Origin of the sequence: Amycolatopsis sp. NPDC088138 (assembly GCF_044741685.1) — a bacterium.
GTDB lineage: Bacteria > Actinomycetota > Actinomycetes > Mycobacteriales > Pseudonocardiaceae > Amycolatopsis.
Genome location: NZ_JBIUTB010000008.1, coordinates 178314 through 204665 on the forward strand (window position 1 = coordinate 178314; position 26352 = coordinate 204665).

General features: G+C 72.3%; 24 protein-coding genes. 11 read left to right on the forward strand and 13 right to left on the reverse strand.

Annotated elements, in window-relative coordinates:
- Window positions 1-15: 15 nt before the first annotated feature.
- Complete coding sequence (locus ACIOD2_RS41875) at window positions 16-1056, reverse strand: carboxylesterase family protein (protein ID WP_400550940.1); 1041 nt, start codon at window positions 1054-1056, stop codon at window positions 16-18.
- 11 nt (window positions 1057-1067) lie between these two features.
- The gene (locus tag ACIOD2_RS41880; RefSeq protein ID WP_400550941.1) at window positions 1068-1964 is read right to left on the reverse strand and encodes an MBL fold metallo-hydrolase; all 897 of its coding nucleotides are present in this window, start codon (window positions 1962-1964) and stop codon (window positions 1068-1070) included.
- Window positions 1965-2088: 124 nt separating this feature from the next.
- On the opposite strand from ACIOD2_RS41880, the gene ACIOD2_RS41885 reads away from it, so the two are divergent.
- Entirely contained in the window at window positions 2089-2925 is an 837-nt protein-coding gene (locus ACIOD2_RS41885; RefSeq protein WP_400550942.1) for a helix-turn-helix transcriptional regulator, read from the forward strand.
- Here the strand turns inward: ACIOD2_RS41885 and ACIOD2_RS41890 are convergent.
- Genes ACIOD2_RS41890 through ACIOD2_RS41900 form a run of 3 tightly spaced genes read right to left on the reverse strand, consistent with a single transcriptional unit; the run spans window position 2914 to window position 5500 of the window.
- Entirely contained in the window at window positions 2914-4320 is a 1407-nt protein-coding gene (locus tag ACIOD2_RS41890) for an amidohydrolase family protein (protein WP_400550943.1), read from the reverse strand. The two genes, ACIOD2_RS41885 and ACIOD2_RS41890, sit on opposite strands and share 12 nt — an antisense overlap.
- Complete coding sequence (locus tag ACIOD2_RS41895; RefSeq protein ID WP_400550944.1) at window positions 4317-4796, reverse strand: nuclear transport factor 2 family protein; 480 nt, start codon at window positions 4794-4796, stop codon at window positions 4317-4319. The genes ACIOD2_RS41890 and ACIOD2_RS41895 overlap by 4 nt, the downstream gene beginning before the upstream one ends.
- The gene (locus ACIOD2_RS41900) at window positions 4793-5500 is read right to left on the reverse strand and encodes a GntR family transcriptional regulator (RefSeq protein ID WP_400550945.1); all 708 of its coding nucleotides are present in this window, start codon (window positions 5498-5500) and stop codon (window positions 4793-4795) included. Before ACIOD2_RS41900 ends, ACIOD2_RS41895 begins: the two co-directional genes overlap by 4 nt.
- 103 nt (window positions 5501-5603) lie before the next feature.
- Here ACIOD2_RS41900 and ACIOD2_RS41905 point away from each other — a divergent pair, with 103 nt between their 5' ends.
- The 5 genes from ACIOD2_RS41905 to ACIOD2_RS41925 all read left to right on the forward strand — a co-directional run bounded on the left by ACIOD2_RS41905 (window position 5604) and on the right by ACIOD2_RS41925 (window position 10273).
- Window positions 5604-6440, forward strand: coding sequence for a fumarylacetoacetate hydrolase family protein (locus tag ACIOD2_RS41905; protein WP_400550946.1), 837 nt, complete (start codon window positions 5604-5606; stop codon window positions 6438-6440).
- Window positions 6437-6970 carry a flavin reductase family protein gene (locus tag ACIOD2_RS41910; RefSeq protein WP_400550947.1) on the forward strand — a complete coding sequence of 178 codons (534 nt, stop codon included), beginning with the start codon at window positions 6437-6439 and terminating at the stop codon, window positions 6968-6970. The genes ACIOD2_RS41905 and ACIOD2_RS41910 overlap by 4 nt, the downstream gene beginning before the upstream one ends.
- A 316-nt stretch (window positions 6971-7286) precedes the next feature.
- Window positions 7287-8483, forward strand: a complete 1197-nt coding sequence (locus tag ACIOD2_RS41915; RefSeq protein ID WP_400550948.1) for an acyl-CoA dehydrogenase family protein — start codon at window positions 7287-7289, stop codon at window positions 8481-8483.
- 26 nt (window positions 8484-8509) lie between these two features.
- Entirely contained in the window at window positions 8510-9430 is a 921-nt protein-coding gene (locus ACIOD2_RS41920) for a VOC family protein (RefSeq protein ID WP_400550949.1), read from the forward strand.
- Window positions 9431-9448: 18 nt separating this feature from the next.
- Complete coding sequence (locus ACIOD2_RS41925) at window positions 9449-10273, forward strand: ABC transporter ATP-binding protein (protein WP_400550950.1); 825 nt, start codon at window positions 9449-9451, stop codon at window positions 10271-10273.
- Here ACIOD2_RS41925 and ACIOD2_RS41930 read toward each other — a convergent pair.
- Window positions 10266-11018 (reverse strand): HAD family hydrolase, encoded by a 753-nt coding sequence (locus ACIOD2_RS41930; RefSeq protein WP_400550951.1) that lies wholly within the window; start codon window positions 11016-11018, stop codon window positions 10266-10268. The two genes, ACIOD2_RS41925 and ACIOD2_RS41930, sit on opposite strands and share 8 nt — an antisense overlap.
- A gap of 433 nt (window positions 11019-11451) precedes the next feature.
- Between ACIOD2_RS41930 and ACIOD2_RS41935 the strand changes: the two genes are divergently transcribed.
- Both ACIOD2_RS41935 and ACIOD2_RS41940 read left to right on the forward strand, forming a co-directional pair.
- Window positions 11452-11862, forward strand: a complete 411-nt coding sequence (locus ACIOD2_RS41935; protein WP_400550952.1) for an STAS domain-containing protein — start codon at window positions 11452-11454, stop codon at window positions 11860-11862.
- Window positions 11863-11916: 54 nt separating this feature from the next.
- On the forward strand, window positions 11917-12924 hold the full coding sequence (locus ACIOD2_RS41940) for a zinc-binding dehydrogenase (RefSeq protein WP_400551612.1): 1008 nt from the start codon (window positions 11917-11919) through the stop codon (window positions 12922-12924).
- A gap of 3 nt (window positions 12925-12927) precedes the next feature.
- On the opposite strand, the gene couO is transcribed toward ACIOD2_RS41940, so the two are convergent.
- The 7 genes from couO to ACIOD2_RS41975 all read right to left on the reverse strand — a co-directional run bounded on the left by couO (window position 12928) and on the right by ACIOD2_RS41975 (window position 20133).
- Window positions 12928-13794 carry a 4-hydroxyphenyl-beta-ketoacyl-CoA hydrolase gene (gene couO / locus ACIOD2_RS41945; RefSeq protein ID WP_400550953.1) on the reverse strand — a complete coding sequence of 289 codons (867 nt, stop codon included), beginning with the start codon at window positions 13792-13794 and terminating at the stop codon, window positions 12928-12930.
- A gap of 13 nt (window positions 13795-13807) precedes the next feature.
- Window positions 13808-14701 carry a 3-hydroxyacyl-CoA dehydrogenase NAD-binding domain-containing protein gene (locus ACIOD2_RS41950; protein ID WP_400550954.1) on the reverse strand — a complete coding sequence of 298 codons (894 nt, stop codon included), beginning with the start codon at window positions 14699-14701 and terminating at the stop codon, window positions 13808-13810.
- Window positions 14698-16623: an acetoacetate--CoA ligase gene (locus ACIOD2_RS41955; RefSeq protein ID WP_400550955.1), complete on the reverse strand. Its 1926-nt coding sequence runs from the start codon at window positions 16621-16623 to the stop codon at window positions 14698-14700. The genes ACIOD2_RS41950 and ACIOD2_RS41955 overlap by 4 nt, the downstream gene beginning before the upstream one ends.
- A complete protein-coding gene (locus ACIOD2_RS41960; protein ID WP_400550956.1) occupies window positions 16620-17387 on the reverse strand; it encodes a crotonase/enoyl-CoA hydratase family protein in 768 nt (255 codons plus the stop codon). Before ACIOD2_RS41960 ends, ACIOD2_RS41955 begins: the two co-directional genes overlap by 4 nt.
- Window positions 17384-18868 (reverse strand): long-chain fatty acid--CoA ligase, encoded by a 1485-nt coding sequence (locus ACIOD2_RS41965; protein WP_400550957.1) that lies wholly within the window; start codon window positions 18866-18868, stop codon window positions 17384-17386. The genes ACIOD2_RS41960 and ACIOD2_RS41965 overlap by 4 nt, the downstream gene beginning before the upstream one ends.
- A gap of 72 nt (window positions 18869-18940) precedes the next feature.
- On the reverse strand, window positions 18941-19981 hold the full coding sequence (locus tag ACIOD2_RS41970) for a cytochrome P450 (protein WP_400550958.1): 1041 nt from the start codon (window positions 19979-19981) through the stop codon (window positions 18941-18943).
- Window positions 19982-20055: 74 nt separating this feature from the next.
- On the reverse strand, window positions 20056-20133 hold the full coding sequence (locus ACIOD2_RS41975; RefSeq protein ID WP_400551613.1) for a tryptorubin family RiPP precursor: 78 nt from the start codon (window positions 20131-20133) through the stop codon (window positions 20056-20058).
- A 315-nt stretch (window positions 20134-20448) separates the two neighbouring features.
- Here ACIOD2_RS41975 and ACIOD2_RS41980 point away from each other — a divergent pair, with 315 nt between their 5' ends.
- From ACIOD2_RS41980 to ACIOD2_RS41990, 3 genes are all read left to right on the forward strand, one after another.
- Window positions 20449-21213: a hypothetical protein gene (locus tag ACIOD2_RS41980; RefSeq protein WP_400550959.1), complete on the forward strand. Its 765-nt coding sequence runs from the start codon at window positions 20449-20451 to the stop codon at window positions 21211-21213.
- A 1167-nt stretch (window positions 21214-22380) separates the two neighbouring features.
- Window positions 22381-23055 carry a LuxR C-terminal-related transcriptional regulator gene (locus ACIOD2_RS41985; RefSeq protein ID WP_392774645.1) on the forward strand — a complete coding sequence of 225 codons (675 nt, stop codon included), beginning with the start codon at window positions 22381-22383 and terminating at the stop codon, window positions 23053-23055.
- 412 nt (window positions 23056-23467) lie between these two features.
- Window positions 23468-26179, forward strand: coding sequence for an AAA family ATPase (locus ACIOD2_RS41990; protein ID WP_400550960.1), 2712 nt, complete (start codon window positions 23468-23470; stop codon window positions 26177-26179).
- Window positions 26180-26352 lie beyond the last annotated feature (173 nt).

The following is a 26352-nucleotide window of genomic DNA, read 5'->3' on the forward strand; positions in this document are numbered from 1 at the left end:
ATCGCCGACCGCAGCTCACCCGGTGTCGCATGTGGACTCCGACGGCGGTGGCTCGCGACCAACGCAGCCGGGTCGGTGGCCACCCGGGACGCCGTCTTCAGGAGATCTCCTTTCCGTCGACGTCGTCAGATTCCCTTGGGGCGCAAGGTAGAGCGCCCCTTCGTCGGCGTTGGTGCCGATGAGCAACGAGGCACTCGTGGTCAGCGCCTCCGCAGGTTGGCGGTCCAGGACCAGGCTGAACGCGCTCAGTCCGAGCAGCGGGTCGAAGGCCGTCGCGGTCCGCAGGTCCGGGCCGCCCAGCTGAGCCGCGACGAACCGTTCGTCCGGCACCTCTCCGAACGCCGCCACCGTCGGCTCGACACCGAGTGCGGACGCCGCCGCGTGGGTGACCCGGGCCGCCTGCTCGGGGGTGAACGCGCCCAGCCCGTTGCCGCTCTGCACGACGGCCCTCCGGAACAGGCCGTCGGCCTCCGGGGTGGCCAGGACACCCGCCGTGATGGTGGCGCCCGCGGACTGGCCGGCCAGGGTGACGTTGCCGGGGTCACCGCCGAAGGCCGCGATGTTCTCCCGCACCCACCGCAGCGCGGCGACGACGTCCAGGAGCCCGCGGTTGCGCGGTGCGCCGGGCAGGTCGAGGAAACCCGGGATGCCGAGGCGGTAGTTGACCGTCACCAGCACCACGCCGTCGCGCGCGAACGCCGACCCGTCGTAGAGCGGCGAGCGGGTCGAGCCGGTGACGAACCCGCCGCCGTGCACGAACACGATGACCGGGCGGTCCCGGGCCGACGGCGGCGCCCAGACGCTGAGCGTGAGGTAGTCCTCGCCGCGGACCCAGCCGGGCCCGAAGTACGGTGACATGTCCAGCACCCCGAAGCCGTCGCGGCGCGGTTGCGGGGCGCTCGGCCCGGGCCGCGTCGCGTCCCGCACCCCCGCCCACGGCTCGTGCGGTGCGGGCGGCGCGAACCGGCCCATGCCGATCGGCGGTGCGGCGTAAGGGATGTCGAGGAAGACGCCGGCGTGGCCGCGGACGTCGCCCGTGGTGGTGGTGACGATCACCGGAGTTCTCCTCAGAGCTTGGCGAACGGGGCCCAGTCCTTGATGGCGAACCGGTCGCCGTCGCGGACGACCTCGGCGCCGCCGTGGCCGCCGAGGTGAGCGGGCAGGACCAGCGCGTTCGTGTCGGCGGCCCGGCCGAGCAGACGGCGCCGGGTGGCGCGTGCCTGCGCGGGGTCCTCGCAGAAGCAGCTGTTCGTGTCGGGCTCGACGAGCTGCAGCGCGGTGTGCAGCAGGTCGCCGACGAACAGCGCGCGGTCACCGCCCGAGTCGAGCGTGAGCACCGACGACCCCGGCGTGTGCCCCGGCGCTAACTCGAGGGTCAGGTTCGCGTCGATGCGGTGGCTGTCCTCCCACAGCAGCGCCTGCCCGGCCTCGTGCACCGGCGCGACGCTGTCCTCGAAGACGTTCTGGTTGCCGCGCCCCAAGTTCGGCTCGTGGCCGTTGGCCGGGTTCCAGAACTCGAAGTCCGGCTTGGGCATCAGGTAGGTGGCGTTGGGGAACGTCGGCACCCAGCTGCGGTCGTCGAGGAAGGTGTTCCAGCCGACGTGGTCGACGTGCAGGTGCGTGTTGACCACCACGTCGACGTCCTCGGGCCGGACGCCGGCCGCCGCGAGGTTGCCGAGGAAGCCGGTGTTCAGGTGGCTCCACACCGGGGTGTAGGGCCGCTCCTTGTGGTTGCCGACGCCGGTGTCGACCAGGATCGTCTTGCCTTCGCTACGCAGCAGCCAGGTCTGGATGGCCGAGACGCAGACGTGGTTCTCCCGGTCGAGGAAGTCGGGCGCGAGCCAGTCCGCGTCCCAAGCGCCTTCCGGGCTTTCGGGGAAGAAGGTCTCGGGTGACATCTCGACCGAGCCGTAGTACTCCGTGATCCGGGTGACGGTGACGTCGCCCAGCACAATTTCCTGCATGTCCGCTCCGGGGTCGCTGGTGTTTCCCCCACCCTGCGGCGGTTTCGCGGGGGTAACCAGCCCCGCCGCTGCCTACCCCCGGCAGGGTCAGGCTCGCCGCGCCGGACCCGTGTTTACTGGGGGCATGGCTGTTCTCGGCGAGTTCCTGCGGGCGCGCCGGTCGCTGCTGCGCCCGGAAGACGTCGGCCTGCCCGCCCTCGGCGAACGGCGGCGGGTCGCCGGGCTGCGGCGGGAAGAACTCGCGCAGCTGGCCGGCGTCAGCGTCTCGTACTACACGCGCCTGGAGCAGGGCCAGTCCGTCAACGCGTCCGGCGCGATCCTCGACGCGCTCGCCGGGGCCCTGCGGCTCGACGAGCACGAGCGTGAACACCTGCGCGAGCTGGCCGCGCACCGCCCTCGCACCCAGCGCCGCCCGCCGCCGGAACGGCTCGACCCGCTGGCGCGCGACCTGCTGCGCTCACTCGGCGACGTGCCCGCGCTGGTCCTCGGGCGGCGCAGCGACGTCCTGGCCTGGAACCCGCTGGGTCACGCGCTGCTGGCGGGCCACGTCGACTTCACCGCGCCCGAGCGGCCGGCGGACCGGCCCAATACGGCCCGGATGTTGTTCCTCGACCCGCACGTCCGCGAGCTGTACGCGGACTGGCCGCGCAAGGCCCGGGCCGTCGTCGGCAACCTGCGGGCCGTCGCCGGGCGGCACCCCGAAGACGCGCTGCTGGCGTCGCTGGTGGGGGAGCTGTCGATGAAGAGCCCCGAGTTCGTCGCGCTGTGGGGCGACCACCGGGTCAAGCCGTGCGAGGCCGATTCCTACGTCCTGCGTCACCCGCTGGTGGGCCCGCTGACCGTGGCCCAGCAGATCCTGACCCCGGCGCGGTCGCCGGAGCAGACCGTCGTCGTCGTGACGACCGCGGAGGGGTCCGCCTCGGAGAACACGCTCAAGCTGCTCGCGCGGTCAGGGTACTGAACCGGCCAGCTTCTTCTTGCGGGCCGCCAGATCCGCGGCGGAGTAGTGGCGTCCGGCGCGGACGACACCCGCGATCTGGCTCAGGTTCTTGACGTCGGCCAACGGGTTCTCCGTCAGCAGGACCAGATCCGCGTTCTTGCCGGGCTCGACGGTGCCCATGGTGTCGGTGGTGCCGAGGAACTCGGCCGGGAGCGTGGTCGTCAGCTGCAGGATGCGCAACGGGCTGAGACCGGCGCGGGCGAACTCCTCGAACTCCCGGTGCAGGGCCGCGCCGGGGATCACCCAGGCGGCGCCGGACGAGTCCGTGCCCGCCAGCATCTTGACCCCGGCGTCGTCGAACAGCTTCGTGAGTTCGAGCTGCCGTTCGTAGGCCTCGGTGAAGGTGGCGCGGGCGTCGGCGGGGAACTCGGCGAACTTCGCGGCCGCCGCGCGCCAGGCTTTGCGCGTGGCCGGGGTGATGTAGGTGAGGTCCGGGTCGTCGGCGAAATCGGGCGAGTCGCACAGTTCCTGGGTCTTGATCCGGATCAGCGTCGGGACCTGCCAGGTGCCGTCGGCGGCGAACCGCTCGGCGAGCACGTGCGCCCGCTCGCGGTCGAACGTGCCGACCGCGTGGGAGAGGTTCGCGATGTCCGCGGGCTTGCTGACGTTGATCGGGTTGATCACCAGCTTGCGCAGCACCCGGTCCATGATCTTGTCCAGGAACGGGACCTTGAACGGCGGCAGCTTCAGCTTGGGCCCGCTCTTCGCCGCGGTCTCCCGGATGTGGTCGTGGTCGCCGGAGCAGCAGGCGAACAGCGCGACGCCGGGGCCGAGGTGCTCGATCGACTTCATCCCGCCGCGGGACGCCTTCTCGACGTCGATCCCGGCCGGCAGGTGCCCGACGATGGGCAGGCCGAGGCGGCGGGCTTCGGCCTGGGCTTCGAAGAAGACGTCGCGGGTGACGAGCCCGGCCTTGACGAAGTCGGCGCCTTCCGCGTGCTGCTCCCGGATCGCGGCGACGGCCTGGTCCACTGTGGACGCGTTCGCCGGGGTCAGCAGCGGACCCGGCGTCGCGAGCAGGGCGGGGGAGGCGTCCGGGAAGTCCAGCTTCCCGGCGGCGCGACGGCGCAGCAGGTCGATGCTGCCGGCCATCTGCCGGAAGCCGGTGATGCCGTGGGCCAGCATCAGCTCGAGGGTCGTCGCCGGGTCGGCCCGGCCGAGGGGATGGGCGTGCATGTCGTTGTACCCGGGGACGACGTGGGTCCCGCTCGCGTCGACCCGGTCGGCGTCGGCCTCGATGCCGGGCCGGACGTCGAGGATCCGGCCGTCTTCGATCAGGACGTCGGTGTTTTCGGCCAGGCTGCCGTCACGCGGGTCGACGACGGTGGCGCCGGTCAGCAGCAGGCGGGTGGTCACGCGGTTTCCGGTCCTTCTGTCGGCCACGGCCGCGCGGAGTCGTGGTACAGCCGGAATTTCGCTACACCTGCTCGGCGAACTGTGAGCGCGTTGTCCGGCAGCACGGGATGTGGGTGACGTGTTCGTGTGCCCGCGTCGAGCGGCACCGCTCCACGCATGCAGTCCACTTTGGATGAACAGTGATCGTTGCTGGTGGACGAGAACACTCTTTTCAGCTCGATCGATGCCGACGCCTCGGCGTGCGCCCGGTCGCCGCGCACGGTGACCACCGGGGGAGCCATGCGGTGCACCGAAAGGTCGCCGCGGGCGCTCATCGCTTCGGAGCGCTTCACGAACTCGGCGCCGGAACCGGTGAACCAGCTCAGGTGGACCGTCGAGTCCGGCCGGAACGCCGCCCGCATCTGGTCCCACCAGCCGCGGTCGCGGCCCTGGCGTTCGTGCAGGATCAGCTGGGTGATGGCCGTGACGTCGCTCATGCGGTCTCCGTTGCGGGGCGGTCGGCGGCCGGGGCGAGGCCGCCGTCGAGGAGGATCTGCTGCGTGCGGCGGACGTGCGCGGCGAAGAGCGTCTCCGCGGCGTCGGCGTCGTGGGCCAGTGCGGCGTCCATGAGGCCCTTGTGCTCGCCGGCCACGTCGCGGTGCATCTGCTGGGTGCCGGTGGCGGACCAGGCGCGGTAGACCTCGGCGGCGTCGGACAGGCGGGCGCAGATGTCCAGCAGCACCGCGTTGCCGCACGCCTCGATCAGCGTGCGGTGGAACGCCAGGTGCGCCACCGCCCACTCCTCGTTGCGCCGCAGGTGGGCGCCGGGCAGCAGCATCGGCTGGACCGACAGGCGGTGGTGGGCGGCCAGCACCTCGGACTCCCAGGTGACCCCGCCGCGCTCGACGGACAGCCGGATCGCCGCGCCTTCGTTGACCACGCGGGCTTCGGTGAGGTCGTTGAGCGCGCGCAGCGACAACGGCGTCACGTGGAAGCCGCGGTTGCGGTCGACCTGCACGAGGTCTTTGGCGCCGAGCAGGCCGAGTGCCTCCCGCACGACACTGAGGCTCACGCCGTACTGCTCGCCGAGGTCACCGGGCTTGAGCCGTTCCCCGGGCTGCCGTTCGCCGTTGAGGATCGCCGACCGCAGCTGTTCGTAGACCATCACGGCCAGGCTCTCGCCGCCCGCTCTCTTCGCCATGATCGCAGCGTAACACACTCTTCGACAGATAATCGATTCTGTGCTTGACAGTCGTCTATCTCGGGCAGAGTATGAGTCGGGTCGACCGATCGAAAGGCAGCTCATGCGGATCGCCACACTCTCCGGACGGCTCGTCCTCGTGACCGAGGCCGGTGCCATCGACGTCGAACAGGCCAGCGAGCGGCGGTTTTCCGCCGACCCGCAGGCGATCTACGACCGCTGGGCCGAGTTCCGGGACTGGGCCGCGGGCGCCTCGCACGACGCGGCGGTGCCGTTCGCGGAAAGCGACCTCGGGATCCCGGTCCCGGTCCCGCGCCAGATCTTCGGCATCGGGCTCAACTACCGCGACCACGCCGCCGAAGCCGGCCTCGGCCTGCCGGACTCGCCGACCGTCTTCACGAAGTTCGCGAGCAGCCTGACCGGCCCGTCCGGCGAGATCGCGCTGCCCGGGCCGACGGACTGGGAGGTCGAGCTCGTCGCCGTCATCGGCGTCGCCGCCCGCGACGTCCCGGCCGAACGCGGCTGGGAGCACGTCGCCGGGCTCACGATCGGGCAGGACCTGTCCGACCGGACGCTGCAGCTGGCCGGGCCCGTCCCGCAGTTCAGCCTCGGCAAGTCCCGCCCCGGCTTCGGGCCGATCGGCCCCTTCGTGGTGACGCCCGACGAGTTCGCCGACCCGGACGACCTCGCGCTCGAGTGCGACGTCAACGGTGAGTCCGTGCAGAAGAGCCGGACCAGCGAGCTGATCTTTTCGGTGCCGGAGCTGGTCTCCCGCCTCTCGGCCGTGCTGCCGCTGTGGCCGGGTGACCTGATCTTCACCGGGACGCCGGCCGGCGTCGGCATGGCGCGCAGCCCGCAGCGGTTCCTCAACCCGGGTGACGAGCTGGTCAGCACCATCGAGGGCATCGGCCGGATGCACCACCGGTTCACCGCGCCGTGACGGCCGTCGACGCGGACCGGTTCCGCGCGGTGATGGCGGCGGTGTGCGCGCCGGTGACGATCGTGACGGCGGTTTCGGAGGACGGCCGCCCGTGCGGCGCGACGGTCAGCTCGTTCACCTCGCTCTCGCTCGACCCGCCCCTGGTCGGCGTCGCCTTCGACCGGCGATCGGCGCTGCTGGCCTCGGTGCGGGGCTCCGGGCGGTTCGGCGTCAACCTGCTGGGCGAGGGCCAAGACGACTTGGCCGTGCTGTTCGCCACCCGCGGCGCCGACCGCTTCGGCGGCGAGACGGCGTGGTTCGCCGACGACGGCCTGCCCCGGCTGCGCGACGCCGCCGGCTGGGTCGCGTGCGACCTGGACCGGACGGTCGAGGCGGGCGACCACCTGCTGCTGTTCGGCCGGGTCACCGCGCTCGGCCGCGCCGAGCGCCCGCCGCTGGTCTATGCCCACCGGACCTTCGGCACGCACTCCCGCTACGCCGAGCGGCCGCGCCCGCCCATCACCGACCTGATCGCCGCCTGCGCCCGCTGAACGTCCATGACCGGCTCATCCGCCGACAGCCGCCACCAGGCCCCGCCGCCCGCCTGCCTACTCGGCCGCCTCAGCCCATCCATCCATCCGACCGCCGCCCGCATTCCGCTCGACCGTGCGAACCCGGCTGCGGCCATCCACCCGACCGCCGACCGCACCGCGCCCGCAACCGGGTCGTGAGTGGTAGCGCGGGTTCCAACCCTCATTGCCACTCACGACCCACCGAGCCTGCTCCGCCGCCCACGCCCGACCCGACCGGGCCCCGCGAACCCGGCCACCACCCCACCGACCGGGCCTGCGAAAGGACAACGACGTCATGACGATCGCGACCGAACAGCCCGCGCCCACCACCGAGGACGTCCTGACCCGGATCCGCGAGATCCAGCCGCTGCTGGCGAAGAACGCCGCGCAGGGTGAGGCCGACCGGCGGGTCACCGAAGAGAGCATCACCGCGCTGACCGACGCCGGCGCGTTCAAGATCGCCCAGCCGCGCCGCTACGGCGGTTACGGGCTGCCGGTGCGGTCGATGCTGGAGGTGTCCGCCGCGGTGGGCGAGGCCGACGGCGGCACCGCCTGGGTCGTGGCCCTGAGCAACGTCTGCGCGTGGCTGGCCGGGCTCTTCAGCGAGCAGGCGCAGGACGACGTCTGGGGCGCGAACCCGGACGCGAAGGTCTCCGGCGTGCTCGCGCCGACCGCCGAAACGACCAAAGTGGACGGTGGTTACCGCGTCACCGGGCGCTGGTACTACAACTCCGGCTCCTGGCACGCGGACTGGGCCGGCGTCGGCATCCCGCTGACCGACGACCGCGGCGAGGTCGTCGACCAGGGCATGGCGCTGATCCCGCGCACCGACCTCGGGCTCGAGGAGACCTGGTTCGTCGCCGGGATGCGCTCGTCCGGTTCGAACTGCCTGATCGCGCAGGACGTCTTCGTGCCGGAGCACCGCGTGATGTCGGTGCCGCCCGCGATCGCCGGGCAGTACGCGATGGCGGAGCCGGAAGAAGACCTCTACCGGGCCGCGTTCGTGCCGGTGCTCGCGCTCGTGCTGGCCGGTCCGCAGCTCGGCCTGGGCCGCGCGGCGCTGCGGATGGTGCGGGAGAAGGCCGCCCGCAAGGCGATCTCCTACACCGCCTACACCACCCAGGCCGAGTCGGCGGGCTTCCAGCTGCAGCTGGCCGAGGCGGCGATGCGGATCGACACCGCGCACCTGCACGTGTTCCGCGCGGCCGACGACATCGACACCGCCGCCGCGAATCACACCTACCCCGGCGCCGAGCTGCGGGCCCGCGTGCGCGCGGACACCGGCTGGGCCGTCGAGAACATCACCAGGGCCATCGACATCCTGCTCTCGGCGCACGGCGCGGGCAGCTTCGCCGAAGCCAACCCGCTGCAGCGGATGTGGCGCGACTCCGCCGTCGCCGCCCGGCACGCGATCGTGCTGCCCGCCGTCGGCTACGAGATCTACGGCAAGGCCCTGCTCGGCCGCGAGGACCAGATCACCCCGCTCGTCTGACGCTCGCCCGACCCAGGAGGAACCGCATGAGCCTGCACCGCCTCACCAAGATCACCGTCGGCGTCCCGAACGTCGACGAGACCGCGAAGTACTACACCGAGTTCGGCCTGACCCCGACCGGGTCCGGCTTCTCGACCGCCGACGGTGGTGAGCAGCTCGAACTGCGCCACACCGCCCAGCGGCGGCTGCTGACCCTCGGAGTCGGCGCCGACGACCCGGACGACCTGGACCGGGTCGCCGCGTCGCTGGCCCGCCTCGACCTCGGCAGCCGGCGCGTCGGCGACGCCCTGCACACGAAGGACCCGGTGACCGGCCTCGACGTCGTCGTGTCGGTGGCGCCGAGGTTGCGGCAGGAGCCGCCGGAACCGGTGGCCTACAACCAGCCCGGTGCGGCGCGGCGGGCCAACGTCCGCGCGCCCGCCATCGACCGGGAGCAGGCCGTCCGCCCGCGCAAGCTCGGGCACGTGGTGTTCGGGTCGACCGACCAGGCCGCCACCCAGCGGTTCTTCACCGACGGGCTCGGCTTCAAGGTCAGCGACGAAGCCCCGGGCTTCGCCTCGTTCATGCGCTGCTCCACCGACCACCACAACGTGCTCGTGCAGCAGGCGCCGGTGAGCTTCCTGCACCACACGTCCTGGGAGGTCGACGACGTCGACGAGGTCGGCCGCGGCGCCACCGCGATGCTCGAGGGCCACCCCGAGCGGCACACCTGGGGCCTGGGCCGGCACTACATCGGCTCGAACTTCTTCTGGTACCTGCGCGACCCGGCGGGCAACTTCTCCGAGTACTACTCGGACATCGACTGCATCCTGGAGGACCAGATCTGGGAGCCGCGCGTGGTGGCGGGGGAGAAGAGCCTCTACGCGTGGGGCCAGCCGCCCCCGCCGTCGTTCCTGGCCCCGGAGGACCTGGCCGACCTGATGACCGACGCCCACCCGGGGGCCTGACAGTGTGATCATGGACGGATGAGCAAGCCCGTCTTCGTGCAGCCCAACCTCGACGGCCCGGCGATCGAGCTCGCCGGCGTGGAGGTGCACGTCGGGCGGACGCCGCTCGTGTCGGGCGTCGACTGGCGGGTCGACTACGGCCAGCGCTGGGTGGTGCTGGGCCGCAACGGCGCCGGGAAGTCGACGATCCTGTCCGTCGCCTCGACCCAGCGGTTCCCCAGCGCGGGCACGGCCGTCGTGCTGGGGCACCGGATGGGCACGGTCGACCTGCGGGACGTCCGGACGCACATCGGGTTCGTCGGCGCGAACCAGCGGCTACCGGACGCCGAGAACCACAACGCGCACACGGTGGTGCTGACCGGGTACAGCGGCAGCGTGCTGCCGCTGTGGGAGCGCTACGACGACACGATCCGCGACCGCGCGGCGAAGCTGCTCGACCTGGTCGGGTGCGCCGACCTCGGCGACCGGCCGGTGCGGGTGTGTTCGCAGGGTGAACGCGCCCGCGTCCGGCTCGCCCGCGCGCTGATGGCCGATCCGCTGCTGCTCCTGCTGGACGAGCCGTTCGCCGGCCTCGACATGCCCGGTCGCGAGGACCTGCTGCTGGCGCTGGAGAACCTGACCCGCGCCCAGCCCGAGCTGGCCACGGTGACCGTGACGCACCACCTGGAGGAGGTCCCGGCGACCGCGACGCACGCGCTGCTGGTGCGCCGCGGAGCCGTGACGGCGGCCGGCCCGATCGACGAGGTCCTCACGAACAACGGGCTGTCGGCCTGTTACGAGCGGGAGGTCGAGGTCCACCGGCTCAACGGCCGGTGGGTGGCGCACGCCCGCGCGACTAGGTGAACAGCTCCGCGAGCGGACTGTGGTCGAGGGCGTCGAGCAGGGCCGCGGGGTCGTCGTAGGTCGCGACCGCGCCGGCCTCGGTCAGCTCCGCCGCGCTGACTCCGCCGGAGAGCACCGCGACCGTGCGGACGCCGGCCTTGGCAGCGGCGTGGACGTCCCAGACGGAGTCGCCGACGAAGATGGTGTTGCCCGGCTCGGTGCCGGCGCGCTCCAGCGCGGCGAACACCGGTTCCGGGTCGGGCTTGGTGGCCTCGACGTCCTCGCCCGCGACGACGGCGGTGACGACGTCGTCGACGTCGAGGATCTTCCGCATGACGTCGAGCTCGTCGGGTCCGGCCGACGTCGCCAGGAGGACGCGTACCCCGTGCCCGGCGATGACGCGGATCAGCGCGGCGGCCTGGTCGAAGGGGCGCAGCATCCCGGCCGTCTCGAGGTAGAAGCGGCTGTGGAGGTCTTCCAGCCGGTCACCGAGCTCCTCGGCGTCGTCCTTCCCGAGCAGGTCGGCGAGCAGCTTGCCGGACCCCTTGCCGATCGCGCGGTGGACGCGCCAGGAGTCGACGTCCCGGCCCAGCTCGCGGAACGCCCGCTGCCAGGCGTGCACGTGCAGGTAGTTGGAGTCGACGAGCGTGCCGTCGACGTCGAAGAGCACGGCGGTAGCGATGGCGGCCTCCTTCAAGACGCTCTCGTGATACCCGGCGTGACCGGGTCGAAACGTCTCGTAGGCCGTGCCGGCGACGTGCGTCACGTGGGGAACATTTCCGCAGGCCGTGCGTTGTACAGACTGTCGGTACGGTGGTGTCCCCGGGCCTCACCTTCTGCCCTCGCGGAGTGCCAGTCAGGCTGGCGCCGCGTTGCGCCACTCGCCGAGAGGCGACCCTCCGTACCGGCCTTCGTCTCCCGCTTCCGCTCGCAGGTCTCCCCCCAGCCTTCGCCGAGCGGGGGCGGGTCTTTGCGTCCATCCGCCACACTTCACCCGGCCGTGGCGATCGGCGTGGGTACCCCTCCTTCATGGGACAGGCGGCGGAGCGCGGCTCGCCCGATGGGCGGGGTTGCGACAGGAGGGCGGAGGGCTACGCTGCGAGGGTACGGTTCAGGCAACAGCCGTTCCCCCCCATTCCGGTTTGCGTCCGAGCGGGATTCCCGCCCGGCACTTGATCTGTGAACGAAGGCGTCTGCCGATGTTGGTAGTGCAGCACCCCGCGACGGCGATCCCCGTCACCCGCGCGGGACGAAGTGCGTTCGACATCAAGGTGATCCGCCCCTACTTCGGTGCCGTCATGGTCCGGATCCGGGGCGCCCTCGACGAAGAGAGCGCATCCCAGCTCGAGGCCGTCCTGGCCACCTGGGCGCACCGCAAGTTCCCGGTCCTGGTGCTCGACCTCTCCGAGGTCGACCTCCTCGACGCGGCCGGGCTGGCGGCGCTGGTCGACATCCACGTCCGGACGCAGCGGGAGGTCACCACCCTGCGCGTCGTCACGGGTGACAACCGGGTCGTGCGCCGGGCCCTCGCGGACAGCGGGCTCGACCACGCGCTCAACGTGAGCCCGCTGCCCGCGGGCTGGGAGCGCGCGACGGAGATCCCGGGCTGACCCGGCTGGCGCGCCGGCCCGCACCCGGGTGAGACTGCCCGGGTGATCACCACCATGCGGGCCTTCGTGCTCACCGGCCCGCGGGAGTTCTCCGTGCGTGCCGTACCCGTGCCCGAGGCCGTCCCCGGCGAGGTCGTCGTCGACGTCGAACGGGCCGGGGTCTGCGGCACGGACGTCGAGTTCTTCACCGGTGAGATGGCCTACCTGCACCAAGGCCATTCGGCGTACCCGATGCGGCTGGGTCATGAGTGGGCGGGCACGGTCTCGGCGATCGGCGACGGCGTCGACCCGTCGTGGCTCGGGCGCCGCGTCATGGGTGACACCATGCTCGGCGACCGGACGTGCCGCCGCTGCCGCAAGGGCCACCAGCACACCTGCGCGCACCGCGAGGAGGTCGGCATCCGCGGCGGCCGGGCCGGCGCGCTGGCCGAGCGGATCGCCGTCCCGGCCTGGTCGCTGCACGCCCTGCCCGACTCCGTCGACCCCGTCCTCGGCGCCCTGGTCGAGCCGGGTGGCAACGCCCTGCGCGCCGCCCAGGCCGCCGCCGTCGGTCCCGGTGACCGCGCGCTGGTGCTGGGCCCGGGGACGATCGGCCTGCTGACGGCACTGTTCCTGCGCGCGGCGGGCGCCGAGGTGCACCTGCTGGGCCGCGACGAGCCCACCCTCGACTTCGCCCGCACCCTGGGCTTCACCCACGCCTGGACCCGCGACACCCTCCCGGCGCTGCCGTTCGACGCGGTCGTCGACGCGTCCAACGCCGCCGAGCTGCCGGGGTTGGCCCTGGACCTGGTCGAACCGGCCGGCCGGATCGTCTACATCGGACTTTCCGGGCAGCCCAGCCTGGTCGACACGCGCTCGCTGGTCCTGAAGGACGTGACGGCGGTCGGCATCCTCTCGGCGTCCCCGGGCCTGGCGGACACGATCACCGCATACGCGAGCGGCGCGGTGGACCCGCGGCCCCTGGTCGCGGCAACGGTCGGCCTCGACGAGGTCGGCGCGGTCCTGGCCGGGGAGCACCCGGCGGGCCCGGGCCCGAAGATCCACGTCGACCCGCGCGCCTAGCGCTCAGGACAGGCCGAGCATCCGGATCGCGTTGTCCTTCAGGATCAGCGGCCGCACCTCGTCCTTGATGTCCAGCTCGGCGAAGTCCGCCAGCCAGCGGTCCGGCGTGATGACCGGGAAGTCCGAGCCGAACAGGACCTTGCGCTTCAGCAGCGTGTTCGCCGCGCGGACCAGCTGGGGCGGGAAGTACTTCGGGGACCAGCCGGACAAGTCGATGTAGACGTTCGCCTTGTGTGTCGCCACCGAGATCGCCTCGTCCTGCCACGGCACCGACGGGTGGGCCAGGATGATTGTGAGGTGCGGGAAGTCGGCGGCGACGTCGTCGAGCAGCATCGGGTTCGAGTAGCGCAGCTTGATGCCGCGCCCGCCCGGCAGGCCCGCGCCGATCCCGGTCTGGCCGGTGTGGAACAGCGCCGGGACGCCGAGCTCGCCGATCGCCTCGTACAGCGGGTAGAACCGCGGGTCGTTCGGCTCGAAGCCCTGCAGGCTGGGGTGGAACTTGAAGCCGCGGACGCCGTGTTCGGCGACGAGCCGGCGCACCCGGTGCACGGCCGCCTTGCCCGAGTGCGGGTCGACCGAGCCGAACGGGATGAGGACGTCCGGGTGCGCGGCGGCCGCGTCGGCGATCTCCTCGCTCGACAGCGCGGGGTGCCCGGTCGCGGCCGGTGCCTCGACGGTGAACACGACGGCGGCCATCTTGCGGGCCCGGTAGTGCTCGGCGATCGCCGTCACCGTCGGCGTCCGGTCCTGGTCGGCGCGGAAGTACTTCGCGGACGCGTCGAGCAGCTCCTGGTCCAGCGCGAAACAGCCGTGGCCGTCCTGCTCGACGTGGGTGTGGACGTCGATGGCGGTCAGTGCGGAAAGGTCCACCGGGTTCTCCAGATCAGGGCAGGTCGGGCTGCGCGGCCTTGGCGGCCAGCAGCTGTTCGAGGACGGCGTCGCGCGCGGCGACGAGACGGGCTTGGTCGGTTTCGGCCAGTTCGGCGTCGACCCCGGCGACGAGCGTCTCGGCGAGTTCGGGCGTCAGATGAACTTGCCCGAGGTCGCGCCACCACTCCTCCGTCGGCGGGCCGAGGTGCCGCAGGACGTGCGCGAGGCCACCGGCGCCGCCGGAGAGGTGCTGGTTGACGAACGGGCCGAGCACCGCCCAGCGCAGCCCGGGCCCGTACGCGATGGCCGTGTCGATGTCGGCGACCGTCGCGACCCCGCGTTCGACCAGCGAATACGCCTCCTGCCACAGCGCGGCCTGCAGCCGGTTCGCGATGTGGCCGGGAACCTCCCGCGAAAGCCGGATCGGGCGTTTGCCGACCGAGGTGTAGAACGCCACCGCCCGGTCGACGGCCTCGGGCGCGGTGTCGCGGCCGGGCACGACCTCGACGAGCGGGATCAGGTGCGGCGGGTTGAACGGGTGCCCGATCACGACCCGCTCGGGGTGGTGCGGGCAGCCGCGGGCGATGACGCTGGGCAGCAGCCCGGACGAGCTGCTCGCCAGGACCACGTCCGGCCGCGCGGCCTCGTCGAGGACCGCGAACAGCGCGTGCTTGACGTCCTCGCGCTCCGGACCGTTCTCCTGCACGAAGTCCGCGTCGGCGGCCGCTTCCCCGGCGTCCGCGACGAACCGCAGGCGATCCGTCGGCGTGCCTTCGAGAGCGCCGCGCAAGCGTTCTTCGGCGCCGGGCGCCGGATCGGTGGCGACGACGTCCAGGCCGTTCGCGAGGAAGAGCGCGGTCCAGCTCGCGCCGATCACGCCGGTGCCGACGACCGCCACGGTGCTCATGCGAGCGCCCGGAAGGGGTCGAGGGCCGTCGGGTCGGCCAGGACGTCCCGGCCGACGACGTCTTCGGGGCGGGCGCCCAGCAGGAGTTTCTTCACGGGCAGCTCCAGTTTCTTCCCGGTGCGGTTGCGGGGGATCACCGGGACGGCGGTGATCTCGTCCGGCACGTGCCGCGGTGACAGCGCGCTCTTCAACACGCTCTTGATGCGGCCGCGCAGGTCGTCGTCCAGAGCGCCGTCGCGAAGCACGACGTAGAGCCGGAGATCGCCGTTGCCACCCGCCGGGTCTTCGAGGTGCACGACCAGGGAGTCGTCGACCTCCGGCAGCTCCTCGACGACCGTGTAGAACTCGGCCGTGCCGAGCCGGACGCCGCCGCGGTTGAGGGTGGCGTCCGAGCGGCCGGCGATGACGCAGCCGCCGTCCGGCGAGAACCGCACCCAGTCGCCGTGCCGCCAGACGCCGGGGTAGTCGGCGAAGTACGTTGCCCGGTAACGGGAATCCGGGTCGGTGACCGGCCGGTCACCCCAGAACCCCACCGGCATCGACGGCATCGGCGCGGTGATCACCAGCTCGCCCAGCTCCCCGACGACCGGCTCGCCGCGGGAGCCGAACGCCTTCGCGTCGACGCCGAGGCAGGGCCCGGAGATCTCCCCGGCCTGCACCGGTTGCAGCGGACCGCCCTGGACGATCCCGCTGCAGACGTCGGTGCCGCCGCTGCCGACGTTGAGCAGCACGCCGGGGAGCCGCTCGGCCACCCACCGGTAGCCCTCGGCGGGCAGCGGGCTGCCCGCCGCGCCGATCTGCCGCAGTGCCGACAGGTCGAGGTCCGCCGCCGGGTCGAGACCAGCTTTCCGGCACGCCATCAGGAAACCCGGGCTCGCGCCCAGGAGCGTCGCGCGGGTTTCGGCGGCGAGACGCCACTGCCAGGCCAGGTCCGGGTGCAGCGGGTTGCCGTCGACCAGCACGATCGACGCGCCGGTCAGCAGCCCCGACACGAGCGCGTTCCACATCATCCAGGCGGTGGTGGAGAACCACAGCATCCGGTCGCCGGGGCGCAGGTCCCAGCTGAGGCCGTGGTTCTTGAGGTGCTCCAACAGCAAACCGCCGTGGCCGTGCACGATCGGCTTCGGTTTTCCCGTGGTACCGGAGGAGAACAGCACGCACAGCGGGTGCGCGAACCCGACCGGCTCGAAGCCCGGCTCACCCGGGTTGTCCAGCAGGTCCGTCCAGCCGGTGGCGTCGTCGCCGTACGCGACCGGGACGACGTGCTCGACGCTCGGCAACCCGGCCACGATCTCCGCAATTTCACTGCCGCGATCGACGTCCTTGGTGCCGTACCGGTAACCCGAGACGGTCAGCAAGACCTTCGGCTCGACCTGCCCGAACCGGTCGATCACCGCGCGGGCCCCGAATTCCGGCGCGCAGGACGCCCAGACGGCGCCGAGACTCGCGACGGCCAGGTAAGCGACGACGGTCTCCGGAATGTTCGGCAGGTAGGCCACAACACGGTCGCCGCGTCCCACTCCCCGCCGCGCGAGACCGGCGCGGGCCCTGGCGACCTGGTCGCGCAGCTGACCCCAGGTCAGTTCAATGCGCGGTCGTGTCTGCGAATACGCGATCACCGCGACCTCGTCGGCGGGCCATGCGGTGAGTGCGTGTTCGGCGTAGTTGAGCGTCGCGCCCGGAAACCACTCGGTGCCCGGCATCCGCGGATCGGGCACGACCGCCGTCTCGGGTGTGTGGAAGCGGACGCCGAAGTAGTCGCGGATCGACGACCAGAAGCCGTCGAGGTCGGTCACCGACCAGCGGTGCAGGCTCGCGTAGTCCGTGAAGTCGAGGCCGCGGTGGGTGGTCAGCCAGCTCAGGTAGCGGCCGATTTCCGTGGTGTCGCGGACATCGGCGGCGACCGGGCGCAGCGGCGTCACCGGGCGACCTTCGCCGCGCGCTTGTCGAGGAACGCCCGCATCCGGTCCTGGGCTTCGGTGCTGCCGCTGGCGACCGCCGCCATCAGCGCCTCCAGCAGGTAGCCCTCGGCCGGGTTGGCCTCGGCGATGCGCGGCAGCGCCTGCAGCACCGCGAACGTCGTGATCGGCGACGTCGCGGCGATCTTGCGGGCGAGGCCTAGCGCGTGCTCCAGGCCTTCACCAGGCTCGACGAGGTAGTGCGACAGACCGGCGGCGTGGCCCTCGTCGGCGTCGAGGACGCGGCCGGTGAGCATCAGGTCGGTCATCCGGTGGGCGCCGATCAGCCGCGGCACCCGCACCGAACCGCCGCCGCCGACGAACAGGCCGCGCTGGCCCTCCGGCAGCGCGTAGAACGCCGTCGGCTCGGCGACGCGGATGTGCGTGGCCGACGCGAGCTCCAGGCCGCCGCCGATGACCGCGCCCTTGAGCACCGCGACGACCGGGACGCGGCCGCGCTCGATCCGCTCGAACGCGCGGTGCCACATCATCGAGTGCTGCAGGCCCTCGAACGCGTCCCGCTCGGTCAGCTCGGAGAGGTCGAGCCCGGCGGAGAAGTGGTCGCCTTCGGCATCGAGCACAACGGCTTTCACCTCGGCCGGCGGCGCGCTGAAGAACGCCTCGAGGCCCAGGACGGTCGCGTCGTCGAGCGCGTTGCGCTTCTTCGGGCGCGACAGCCGCAGCACGGCGACGTCGTCGTGCAGTTCGAGGTGCAGCGTGCTGGTCATGGGGCTCCGTAGGTTTGTGCGGCTTGCTTGCGCAGCTCGACGCGGCGGATCTTGCCGGTGGCGTTGCGCGGCAAGGCTTCGACGAACCGGACGTACTTCGGCACCTTGTAGCGGGCCAGGTGCTGTTCCAGGTACGCGCGGAACGCGGCTTCGTCCGGTTCCGCGCCGTCGCGGGCGACGACGTAAGCGGCGCCGACCTCGCCCCAGCGCTCGTCCGGCACGCCGACCACCGCACACGCGTCGACGGCGTCGAGCTGGACGGCGATGGCCTCGATCTCGGCGGGGTAGACGTTCTCGCCGCCGGAGATGATCAGGTCCTTGACCCGGTCGACGATGTGCGCCCAGCCGTCGTCCTCGACGCGGACGACGTCCCCGGTGCGGAACCACCGCTCGTCGACGAAGCTCGCGGCCGTCTCCTCGGGCCGGTTCCAGTACCCGGTGAAGACGTGCGGACCACGGACGAGCAGCTCGGCGGGCTCGGCGCTCAGCGGTCTGACGCCGTCCGCGGCGACGTCGGTGAAGAAGTGCGGCACGCCGGCGGCGACCGGGTGGTCGAGCGTGCCGTCGTGGGTGGCCATGAAGACGCCGGGGGAGGCCTCGGTCATGCCGTAGCCCTGCAGCAGCCGGACGCCGCGGTCGAGCCACGCCCGCGCGACACGTTCGGCGACCGGCGAGCCGCCGTAGAGCACGCAGGTCAGCGAGCTGAGGTCGGTGGCCGCCCACGACTCGTGGCGGCACATCATCTCGAGCATCGTCGGGACGGCGGAGAAGCTGGTGATCCCGGCTTCGGTGATGCGGGCGAGGATCGTCCCGGCGTCGAACCGGGCGACCGGCTCGACGCTGCCGCCCTTGAACAGCGTCGGCAGCGTGATCTGGCCCAGGCCCACGCAGTGGAACAGCGGCGCGATGCAGAGGGCCTTGTCGGTGCCGAGGACGTCCAGGTGGGCGAGCTGGTTGACGGTGTTCCAGGTCAGGTTGCCGTGGGTGAGAACCGCCGCCTTCGGGCGTCCGGTGGTGCCGGAGGTGTAGAGGAGCAGGCAGGGGTCGTCGAGGCCGACCTCGGGTTCGGGTGGTGTCCCGTTTCCTTCTTCACCGGTTTTCACGAGCTGGATTTCGTGGGGGCCGGCCGCCGCGACGAGGTCGTCGGCGTCCGGGCTGTGCACGAGGACCGACGCGCCGCTGTCACCGAGCATGTAGCGGATCTCGGCGGGGGAGAGCCGGTAGTTGAGCGGGACGAAGATCGCACCGCAGCGGGCGGTGGCGAAGAGCGTCTCGAAGACGGCGATGTCGTTGACGCCGAGGTAGGCGACCCGGTCGCCTTGCCGCACGCCGCGCCGGGTCAGGTCTCCGGCCAGCCGCTCGACGTTGCCGGCGAGCTGGGCGTAGGTGAGGGTGCGCCCGGCCTGCGTCAACGCGGTGCGGCCGGGGTCGATCCGTGCTCGTCGCGCCGGCCAGCTGCCCAGGCCGAAGTCCGCGCTCATCCGCTCGCCTCCTGATATCAGGAACCCTGATAAGACTCAGGATGCGCGCGCACCGCGGCGGGTGTCAAGGGTTCAGCGGCGCACGACCCGCAGGTCGGCCACCTCCAGCAGCCCGTCGAGCTCGACGCGGGCTTTGCGCTGCCGCGGATCGGGGGCCAGGCCCTGCGCGCGGACGACGTCCAAAAGGCGGCTGGCCAGCGGCAACACCATGTGGCGGCCCCAGCAGCGCTCGCTGACGTGGCCGAACGGGAGGTAACCCGGCTGGGTGTCGGCGTCCAGGTCCGCCCAGCGCTCCGGGCGGAACTCGTCGGGGTCGTCCCAGAGCGCGGGGGAGCGGTGGCTGACGATGGGCAGCAGCAGGAGGTCGTCACCGGGGGTGATGCGCGCGTCCACCTCGGTGTACTCGGGTGAACGGACGCGCAGGATGTTCCAAGACGGCGGCAGCAGCCGGAGGGCTTCGTTGATGACGTGCTCGTTCGGGACGTCGTCGGCGAACGGCGCGCCGAGCCAGACCGCGTTGGTGACCAGGGCGGCGACGGTGAAGCAGATGGGGGCCGCGACGCGGCGGTAGAGGTACATCCGGAAGCGGCGCTCGGCGAAGTCGTCCGCCGCCAGGACCTGGCGCGCGAGGGTGGACAGCTCCCGGCCCTCGGGTGACGGCGGCAGCACCGCGGACCCGGTGGTGACGGCCGACCAGGTGAGCTTCGGGGTCAGCTCCAGCCGTCGGTCGACGAGCGTCCGGAACCGGCGGGTTTCGGGGCCGAACACCAGGTCACGCAGGTGCGCGTGGGGTACGGCAGGCCACTTCCCGGTGAGGTCGGGGTCGCCGACGGGCTTCTTGAGGGCGGCCCGGACGTCGGCGCCGACGGCCTGCATCAGGCTCGCGGACTCCGTTCGGGTGACGCGGCGCCCGAGCACGGGCTTGAAAGTGGGCCGTTCCTCGGCGTTCGCCGGCCTGGCCCGCAGCAGGGCGTTCATCAGGTCGGGGTCGGCGACGCCGATGGTGTCCGGCTCGAGCCGGAAGAGCTCGCCACCCCGGTGCTCCCGCAGCAGCTGGTCGATCCGGGGCGCGAAGACGGTGTGTTTTGTCCGGTTGCCGGCGGAGATAACCACTTTTCCGCGCTCCTTCGAGGAAACGGGGGGCCGGTTCCGGTGAGTCCGGAACCGGCCCGAATCCGGTGTGGGGATCAGATCCAGCCGTACCAGGCGTAAGCCTTCAGGCTCTTCGCGGGGAGCGCTTTCTTGACGAGACGAACCAGCTTCATCTGGTGACTCCTTCGTTCGTGTGAAAGGGATCCGCGGTCGCGGCCACCCCGGAGCCACAGTACGGGAAAGGTGTGGCGGTTGGTCAAGAAAAGATCTTCCGGTTGTCCATTCCCCTGTCCGGTTACCGGTGTGCGGGAATACCTACGAACGTCGGTATTGCCCGTCGATGTATTCGATGATAAGGAATGGATTTACACACACGTATTTCATTCTTCACATTCGTGTCTCCGGCGGCATGTTCGAGACCGCCTCCGGGTGGGTAGCCAGGGAGGAAGCGGGCGACGCCCGCCGAGACGAGTGGAGAGGTGAAGCTCATGGGCGACGCTGCGGTCGGGCAACGAGTGAAGACGGCGGCGGCCGGCGTGCGGGAGCTCGCCGTCGAGGCCGCGCGAGTGGGTGCGGACGCGGCCGCGCGGGCGGTGGAGATCACCGACCGGAAGGTGGCCGAAGGAGCCGACGAGCTCGCGGCGGTCGGCCGCAAGGCGACCAAGGACTGGGACAAGGGCACGAGGGCGTCCCGCCGCGAGCTGCGGGTGAACTCCGTCGCCGCGCGCGACGAGGTCCTGGCCCGCGCGGCGAAGATGCGCGACCCGGGCCGCAAGGCCGCGGAAGCGGTCGCGGCCGTGGTCGGCTCGACGGGCGATTCGACCCGCAAGCGCCGCAAGACGGTGGCGACGGCGAAGAAGGACCTGACGGCGGCGCTGGCCGAGGCGAAGAGCGCGGCCAAGGGCGAGCGCGGCCGCAAGCCGCGCTGGCCGTGGCTGGTGGCCGTGGCGGTCGTCGGCGCCGGTGTGGCGGTCATCCTGCGCGCCAAGCGGGCCAACCCGCTGGTCGAGCAGGACGAGTTCGAGGGCGCGACACCGAAGGAAGAGGCCCAGGCCCGGGTGAACGGCCACGGGGCTGCTCCCCAGGCGGCGCCGAAGCCGCCGGTGACGCCGGCCGCGACCCCGCCGAAGCCCCCGGTCACCCCGCCGAAGCCCGCGGTGGGTGCGGCCAAGCCCCCGGCAAAGCCGACGGCCGCTCCGGAGAACGGCGCGAAGAAGCCGGCGGCGAGCCCGGAGAACAGCCCGAAGAGGTAACGGCAAGGTTCTCCGGAGACGGCTCGCGGTCGGCTGAAGAAGTCGGCTGCGAGCCGGGAGAACGATCCGAAGATGATCGGCAGGGCTCTTGGTGAGTCCTGTCGGTGAAGCTGGTAGCTCCGCGGCGCCTCGAGCGCTGCGGAGCTTCTTGCGTTGGAGTGCTCGGTTGTGGAGATGTCGGCCGTGCGAGGTGTGGGCGAAGTGCTTCGGCGGTGGCTGCGCCGGTTGATGGCGTGGCGGTGCATCGAGGGCCGTGGAGCTTTCCTGCGTTGGAGCGCCCGCGGCGGCAGGTGGTCGCGGCCGGGGAATCAGCCGGCCGGGCGCGCAGGTTCTCCGGTGAAGGCATCCTGCCTGGTGGCTCTGCGGCACTGGTGAGCACCGCCGCGAGGGCCGTTCCGGGCGTGCGCGAAGGTTCGCTGGTGAAGGCACTCTGGCCGGTGGCTCGCAGTGGGCACTGCGGTCCTTCTTGGGTTGCGAACGGCGCAATGCCGCAGATGACCGCCGCGAGGGCCGTTCCGGGCCTGCGCGAAGGTTCGCCGGTGAACCCTCGTGTCCGCCTGGCGTGCTGCGGCAGCATCGAGCGCCGCGGAGCTTCTTGCGTGGAGCGCCCCACTGTGGGAGATGACCTCCGGGCCGTGCGGGCGCGATGCTGTCAGCGAGGCCGTTGGCACCGTGCCGGACGTGCGGGGCTTAAGGTTCACCAAAGGTTCTTTCGCGCGAACCGTGTCACCCGGGCGCGTTAGCACGAAACATCAACCCGAATCAACCTTAAGTTCAGGTCAAGAACCGGGAGTTTTGGTGCTATCTTGGCAAGGGAAACGCGCCGTGCGGCCCGAGTAAACGGGCAGCGCGGTTGCCCGAACTCCCCTCCGGGCCGTTCGCGAATTGTTCGCCGGTGCGGGGTGCGGAATTCGCCCCGCGGGGGCGGGGTGCGGTCCCGCCGGTGCCGGGATCGGGTCGCTGACCAGGGGATTTGCCTGCGGGACCCGGGATACCGAACCTTCGGTGCGGCCCGTCCCGCAAGGCGGGTTCGGTGGCCACGAACTTCTCTTCCACTCACCCGGAATTCGTTGACCGTGCTGTTTGCCCCTTCGTAGTGTCTGCCGTGTCCTCATCAGGGGACGAGCATTGGTGGACACGCAAAGCTCAGGAAGAAGGGGGCTTTCCATGGCCGGCATCCGAACCATTTCCCCGATCGGCCCGCGCACACTGGACGCGGCCCGTGACGCTCGAACCGGAATCATCGGCGACTTCGTGGAAAGCGCGGACATGCCGCTGGCCGCGCTCGGCGCCGGGCTGCGGCTCGGCGGGGGCAACGCCGCTTTCTTCCGCTGGCTCGGCCGCCGTCCGGCCGAGGTGCTCGGCGAGTCGTTCCCCGAGCTCGTCGCCACCGGGCCGGACTACCTGCGCGAGCGGCTGAACCGCGTCGCCGAAGGGCGTGAGCAGCGCTTTCGCGGCAGCATCAGCGGTCTGGTGCCGGCCGGCGCCGACCGGGTGACCATCGTGGCCGGCCGGATGCGGGCGCCCGGTGCGGCGATCCTGCTGACCGTGCTGCCGGAGACGGCGCCGGCGGGGCTCGCCGGGGCCCGCGCGGAGCTCGCCGGCTCGGTCACCGGCATCGAAGCCAAGATCCTGCAGGGCATCGCGAGCGGCATGTCCAGCCTGGAGATGGCCGACAAGTTCTACCTGAGCCGCCAGGGGATCGACTACCACGTCGCCCGCCTGCAGCGGAAGTTCAAGTCGCGCAACCGCGTCGAGCTGATTTCGCGGGCCTTCGCCTCCGGGTTGCTCGACTCCACGGCGTGGCCGCCGCGGGTGCCGGAGTGCCGCCGCGCGAGCTGACGCCGCCGCCGATCATGACGCGGAAGTGGCCGTGCGGTGAAGCGCCCGCGTGGTCACGGTGCGGTCCTCGTAACCGGTTCCGGCCCACCGGGCCGTCCCCGCGCACCTCCCGGGTGGTTACGCAACGACGTTGTGCCGCCCCAAGTGCACATTTGAGCGGACGACCTGTCCAGAGTTCATGGCCTTTGGGGCAAAACCGCTGGTGAAAGCCCCTTTCATGCACGACTTCGCATCTCCTTCGGCACCCACCGTACTGCTCAGATGAGCACGGGGATCCCGGTAGTGAGGGATAACCCCTGCCGGGTGTGGTCGCTCTATTCGGTAAGACGATCACGCGATGAGATGGGAGCACGTGAAGGACTGTTCGCTCTGTGTGACGGGAACGGGTCCGATGGGAGGACGGGGAAACGGGATGGCAGACCGGGACGCCGGGACAGCCGGGCGGACGCCGGCCGGGCGCGACGCCGAGCTGAGCTGGCTCGCCGCGCGGCTGAGCGCCGGCGCACCCCGGGAAAGCTCCGTCGTCGTCCTGCGCGGCCGGGCCGGCATCGGCAAGACCAGCCTGCTCGACGCCGCACTGGCCGCCCGCTCGGACACCGTCGTCTGCCGGAGCGCCGGCGTGGCCGGTGACGGCGCCGCGGCGTCGCGGGGACTGCTCGCCGCGCTGCGCGAAGCCGGCGCCCCGGTCGCGGACCCGGAACCCGAACCGGACGCGTTCGCCGCGTGGTACGAGGACTTCGCCGCGTGGGCGGCCGGGAAACCCGGGATCGTGGTGGCCGTCGACGACGTCCAGTGGTGCGACGAGCCGACCCTGCGGTGGCTCAGCCTGCTCGCCCGGCGCGCCACCCGGCTGCCGCTGCGGATGGTCCTGGTCCGGTCGGCGGCCGACGGCCCGGCCGGCGCGGCCGAGCGGCTCTCCGACCTCGAATCCTGGTACGGCACCGAAGTCCTCGACCTCGGCCCGCTGCCGGCCTCGGCGGTCGCCGCGCTGGCGCGCGAGGCCGTCGGCTCGGAGCCGGGGGAGCGGTTCGTGCGGCACTGCGTCGAGCAGTCCGGCGGGAACCCGTTGCTGCTGCGGGAGATGCTCGACGAGCTGCGCAAGGTCGCGGCCGGCGTGGCACCGGTGGCCGGGTCCGCGGCCGGGTCGGCGCTGATCCGCTCGTTGTTCGCCGGCGTCCCCGGCTACGCCCGGACGGTCGCGACGGCCGTCGCGGTGCTCGGCGGCCAGGACCTGTCGATGGTCGCGCGGCTGGCCGAGGTGCCGGTGCGCACCGCCGCGACCGCCGTGGAAGTGCTGCGCAGCCAGCACATCCTGGCGGCCGACGGGCTCGCTTTCCGGCACGATCCGGTGCGCGACGGCCTGCTCGGCGCCGTCGAGCCCGCCGAGCTGAACCGGCTGCGCCGCACCGCCGCGACCTTGCTCAGCGACGCCGCCGGGTCGCCGGAAGAGGTCGCCGAGCAGCTGCTGGAACTGGACACGCTGGAACCGTGGATGGCCGACCTGCTGCGCGACGCCGCGCGCAGCGCCTGCGACCGGGGCGCGCCCTGGGACGCGGTGCGCTACCTGCGGCCCGCGGCCGCCGCCTGCCCGGCCGACGCCGGGCTGGCTGTCCAGCTCGCCGAGACCGTCGCGCTGCTCGAGCCGGCCGGCGGGTTCGACCTGCTGCTGCGGGCCCTCGACCTGCAGCGGGACCCGGCCGAACGGGCCCGCACCGCGGTGAAGCTGGGCCGGCTGGCGCTGGTCGCCCGGCGTTGTGGCGCGGCCGTGACCGTCCTGGAAAGCGCTCTCTCCGAGCTCGGCGCGGAGGCGGATCCCCAGCTGCGGGTGTCGCTCGAGGCGCTGCTGTGCCTGGTCGGCATCGAAGACCGCGACAGCCTGCCGAAACTCGGGGCCCGGCTGCGTCCAGGGGACGACGTCGTCGACGCCGGGCACCTGGCGGTCTGCGCCGTCGTCGCCGCGCTCGACGGCGCCCGCTCGCGGCAGTCGGCCGAGTGGGCGATCCGGGCGATCCGCGGGTACGACCCGATCGCCGACGACTCGGCTGTTAGCGCAACCGTCCTGGCGTTGCTGCTGGCCGACGAGGTCGACGTCGCGCGCGATGAGCTGAGCCGCGTGATCGAGCTGGTCCCGGCCCAGCGCAGCGAGTACCTGGCCTTCCGCGGCCTGCTCGGGCACTGGTGCGGCGACCTCACCGCGGCGGCCGCGGACGCCGGGCAGGCCTACGCGCTCGGCCGCCGCGCCGACGGCCGCACCGGCGGTGTCGTGCCGCGGATCGCGCTCGCGACGGTCGTGGCGCAGCAGGGCGACGTCGCGAAGGCAGCGGAGCTGCTGCGGGAAGCGGACTCGCCGCAGCTGTGGGAGCACACGGTGATGCGGCCGTGGTTCCAGCTCGTCGACGCGCGGGTCCACTGGGCGTCCGGGGACCTCGACACGGCGCTGGCGTTGTTCCGCCGGTGCGGGGAAAGCCTGGACGAGGTCGGCATCGGCAACCCGCTGCTGGCGCCGTGGTGGTTCGAGGCCGCGTGCCTGCTGGCCGACGACGGGCGGTTCGACGCCGCGGCCGACCTGGCCGCCGAGGGCACCGGCCCGGCGCTGCGGTGGGGCACCCCGCGTGCGGTCGGGATGGCCCGCCTCGCGACGGCGGTCGCCACCCCCGGCGACGACCGGATCGGCCTGCTGGAGGAGGCGGCCGCCATCCTGGCCGGCTCGCCCGCGCGCCTGGAGGAGGCCCTGGCGGAGTTCCAGCTAGGCCGCACGCTGGTCGAGGCGGGAGACACGGCGGCGGCACGCGCCCGGCTGCGACGCGCGGCGGAGCTGAGCCTCCGCAGCGGCGACCGGCGGCTGCTCCACCGCGCCCAGCAGACGGCGGCCGAGGCGGGCATCCCGAGCCAGGTGAAGGCGACGGCGACGCTGAGCCCGGCCGAGCGGCTCACCGCGGGGCTCGCCGGGCGCGGGGTCAGCAACCGGGTCATCGCGGAGCGGCTGTTCGTGACGGTCCGGACGGTGGAGACGCACCTGACGAGCGTCTACCGCAAGCTGCGGATCACCGGACGCGCCGAGCTGGCGGCGGCGCTTGACCAGACGGATGACGGGCGCCCGGGTGTGCTCGGGGGTGTCCGATGAACCCGCGGCGATTCGCGGGTTCCGGCGAGCTGGCTCGTTGGCGGCGGGTTGGGCGGGTTTGCCTTGCCGGAGAACGGGTTACCGTCGATGACTCGCGTCTCGGCGGAGGCCCGGTGAGCGGTGCTCGGCGACCTGCGGTGGCTCGTGGGTGGAGGCGCGGGTCGGTTTGTGTG

What these genes read in the sequence shown, in the direction of transcription:
- ACIOD2_RS41880 (WP_400550941.1), bottom strand. Translation starts at nt 1,964, where the DNA reads ATGCAGGAAATTGTGCTGGGCGACGTCACCGTCACCCGGATCACGGAG.
- ACIOD2_RS41885 (WP_400550942.1), top strand. Translation starts at nt 2,089, where the DNA reads ATGGCTGTTCTCGGCGAGTTCCTGCGGGCGCGCCGGTCGCTGCTGCGC.
- ACIOD2_RS41895 (WP_400550944.1), bottom strand. Translation starts at nt 4,796, where the DNA reads ATGAGCGACGTCACGGCCATCACCCAGCTGATCCTGCACGAACGCCAG.
- ACIOD2_RS41900 (WP_400550945.1), bottom strand. Translation starts at nt 5,500, where the DNA reads ATGGCGAAGAGAGCGGGCGGCGAGAGCCTGGCCGTGATGGTCTACGAA.
- ACIOD2_RS41905 (WP_400550946.1), top strand. Translation starts at nt 5,604, where the DNA reads ATGCGGATCGCCACACTCTCCGGACGGCTCGTCCTCGTGACCGAGGCC.
- ACIOD2_RS41915 (WP_400550948.1), top strand. Translation starts at nt 7,287, where the DNA reads ATGACGATCGCGACCGAACAGCCCGCGCCCACCACCGAGGACGTCCTG.
- ACIOD2_RS41920 (WP_400550949.1), top strand. Translation starts at nt 8,510, where the DNA reads ATGAGCCTGCACCGCCTCACCAAGATCACCGTCGGCGTCCCGAACGTC.
- ACIOD2_RS41925 (WP_400550950.1), top strand. Translation starts at nt 9,449, where the DNA reads ATGAGCAAGCCCGTCTTCGTGCAGCCCAACCTCGACGGCCCGGCGATC.
- ACIOD2_RS41935 (WP_400550952.1), top strand. Translation starts at nt 11,452, where the DNA reads ATGTTGGTAGTGCAGCACCCCGCGACGGCGATCCCCGTCACCCGCGCG.
- ACIOD2_RS41940 (WP_400551612.1), top strand. Translation starts at nt 11,917, where the DNA reads ATGCGGGCCTTCGTGCTCACCGGCCCGCGGGAGTTCTCCGTGCGTGCC.
- ACIOD2_RS41950 (WP_400550954.1), bottom strand. Translation starts at nt 14,701, where the DNA reads ATGAGCACCGTGGCGGTCGTCGGCACCGGCGTGATCGGCGCGAGCTGG.
- ACIOD2_RS41960 (WP_400550956.1), bottom strand. Translation starts at nt 17,387, where the DNA reads ATGACCAGCACGCTGCACCTCGAACTGCACGACGACGTCGCCGTGCTG.
- ACIOD2_RS41965 (WP_400550957.1), bottom strand. Translation starts at nt 18,868, where the DNA reads ATGAGCGCGGACTTCGGCCTGGGCAGCTGGCCGGCGCGACGAGCACGG.
- ACIOD2_RS41975 (WP_400551613.1), bottom strand. Translation starts at nt 20,133, where the DNA reads ATGAAGCTGGTTCGTCTCGTCAAGAAAGCGCTCCCCGCGAAGAGCCTG.
- ACIOD2_RS41980 (WP_400550959.1), top strand. Translation starts at nt 20,449, where the DNA reads ATGGGCGACGCTGCGGTCGGGCAACGAGTGAAGACGGCGGCGGCCGGC.
- ACIOD2_RS41985 (WP_392774645.1), top strand. Translation starts at nt 22,381, where the DNA reads ATGGCCGGCATCCGAACCATTTCCCCGATCGGCCCGCGCACACTGGAC.
- ACIOD2_RS41990 (WP_400550960.1), top strand. Translation starts at nt 23,468, where the DNA reads ATGGCAGACCGGGACGCCGGGACAGCCGGGCGGACGCCGGCCGGGCGC.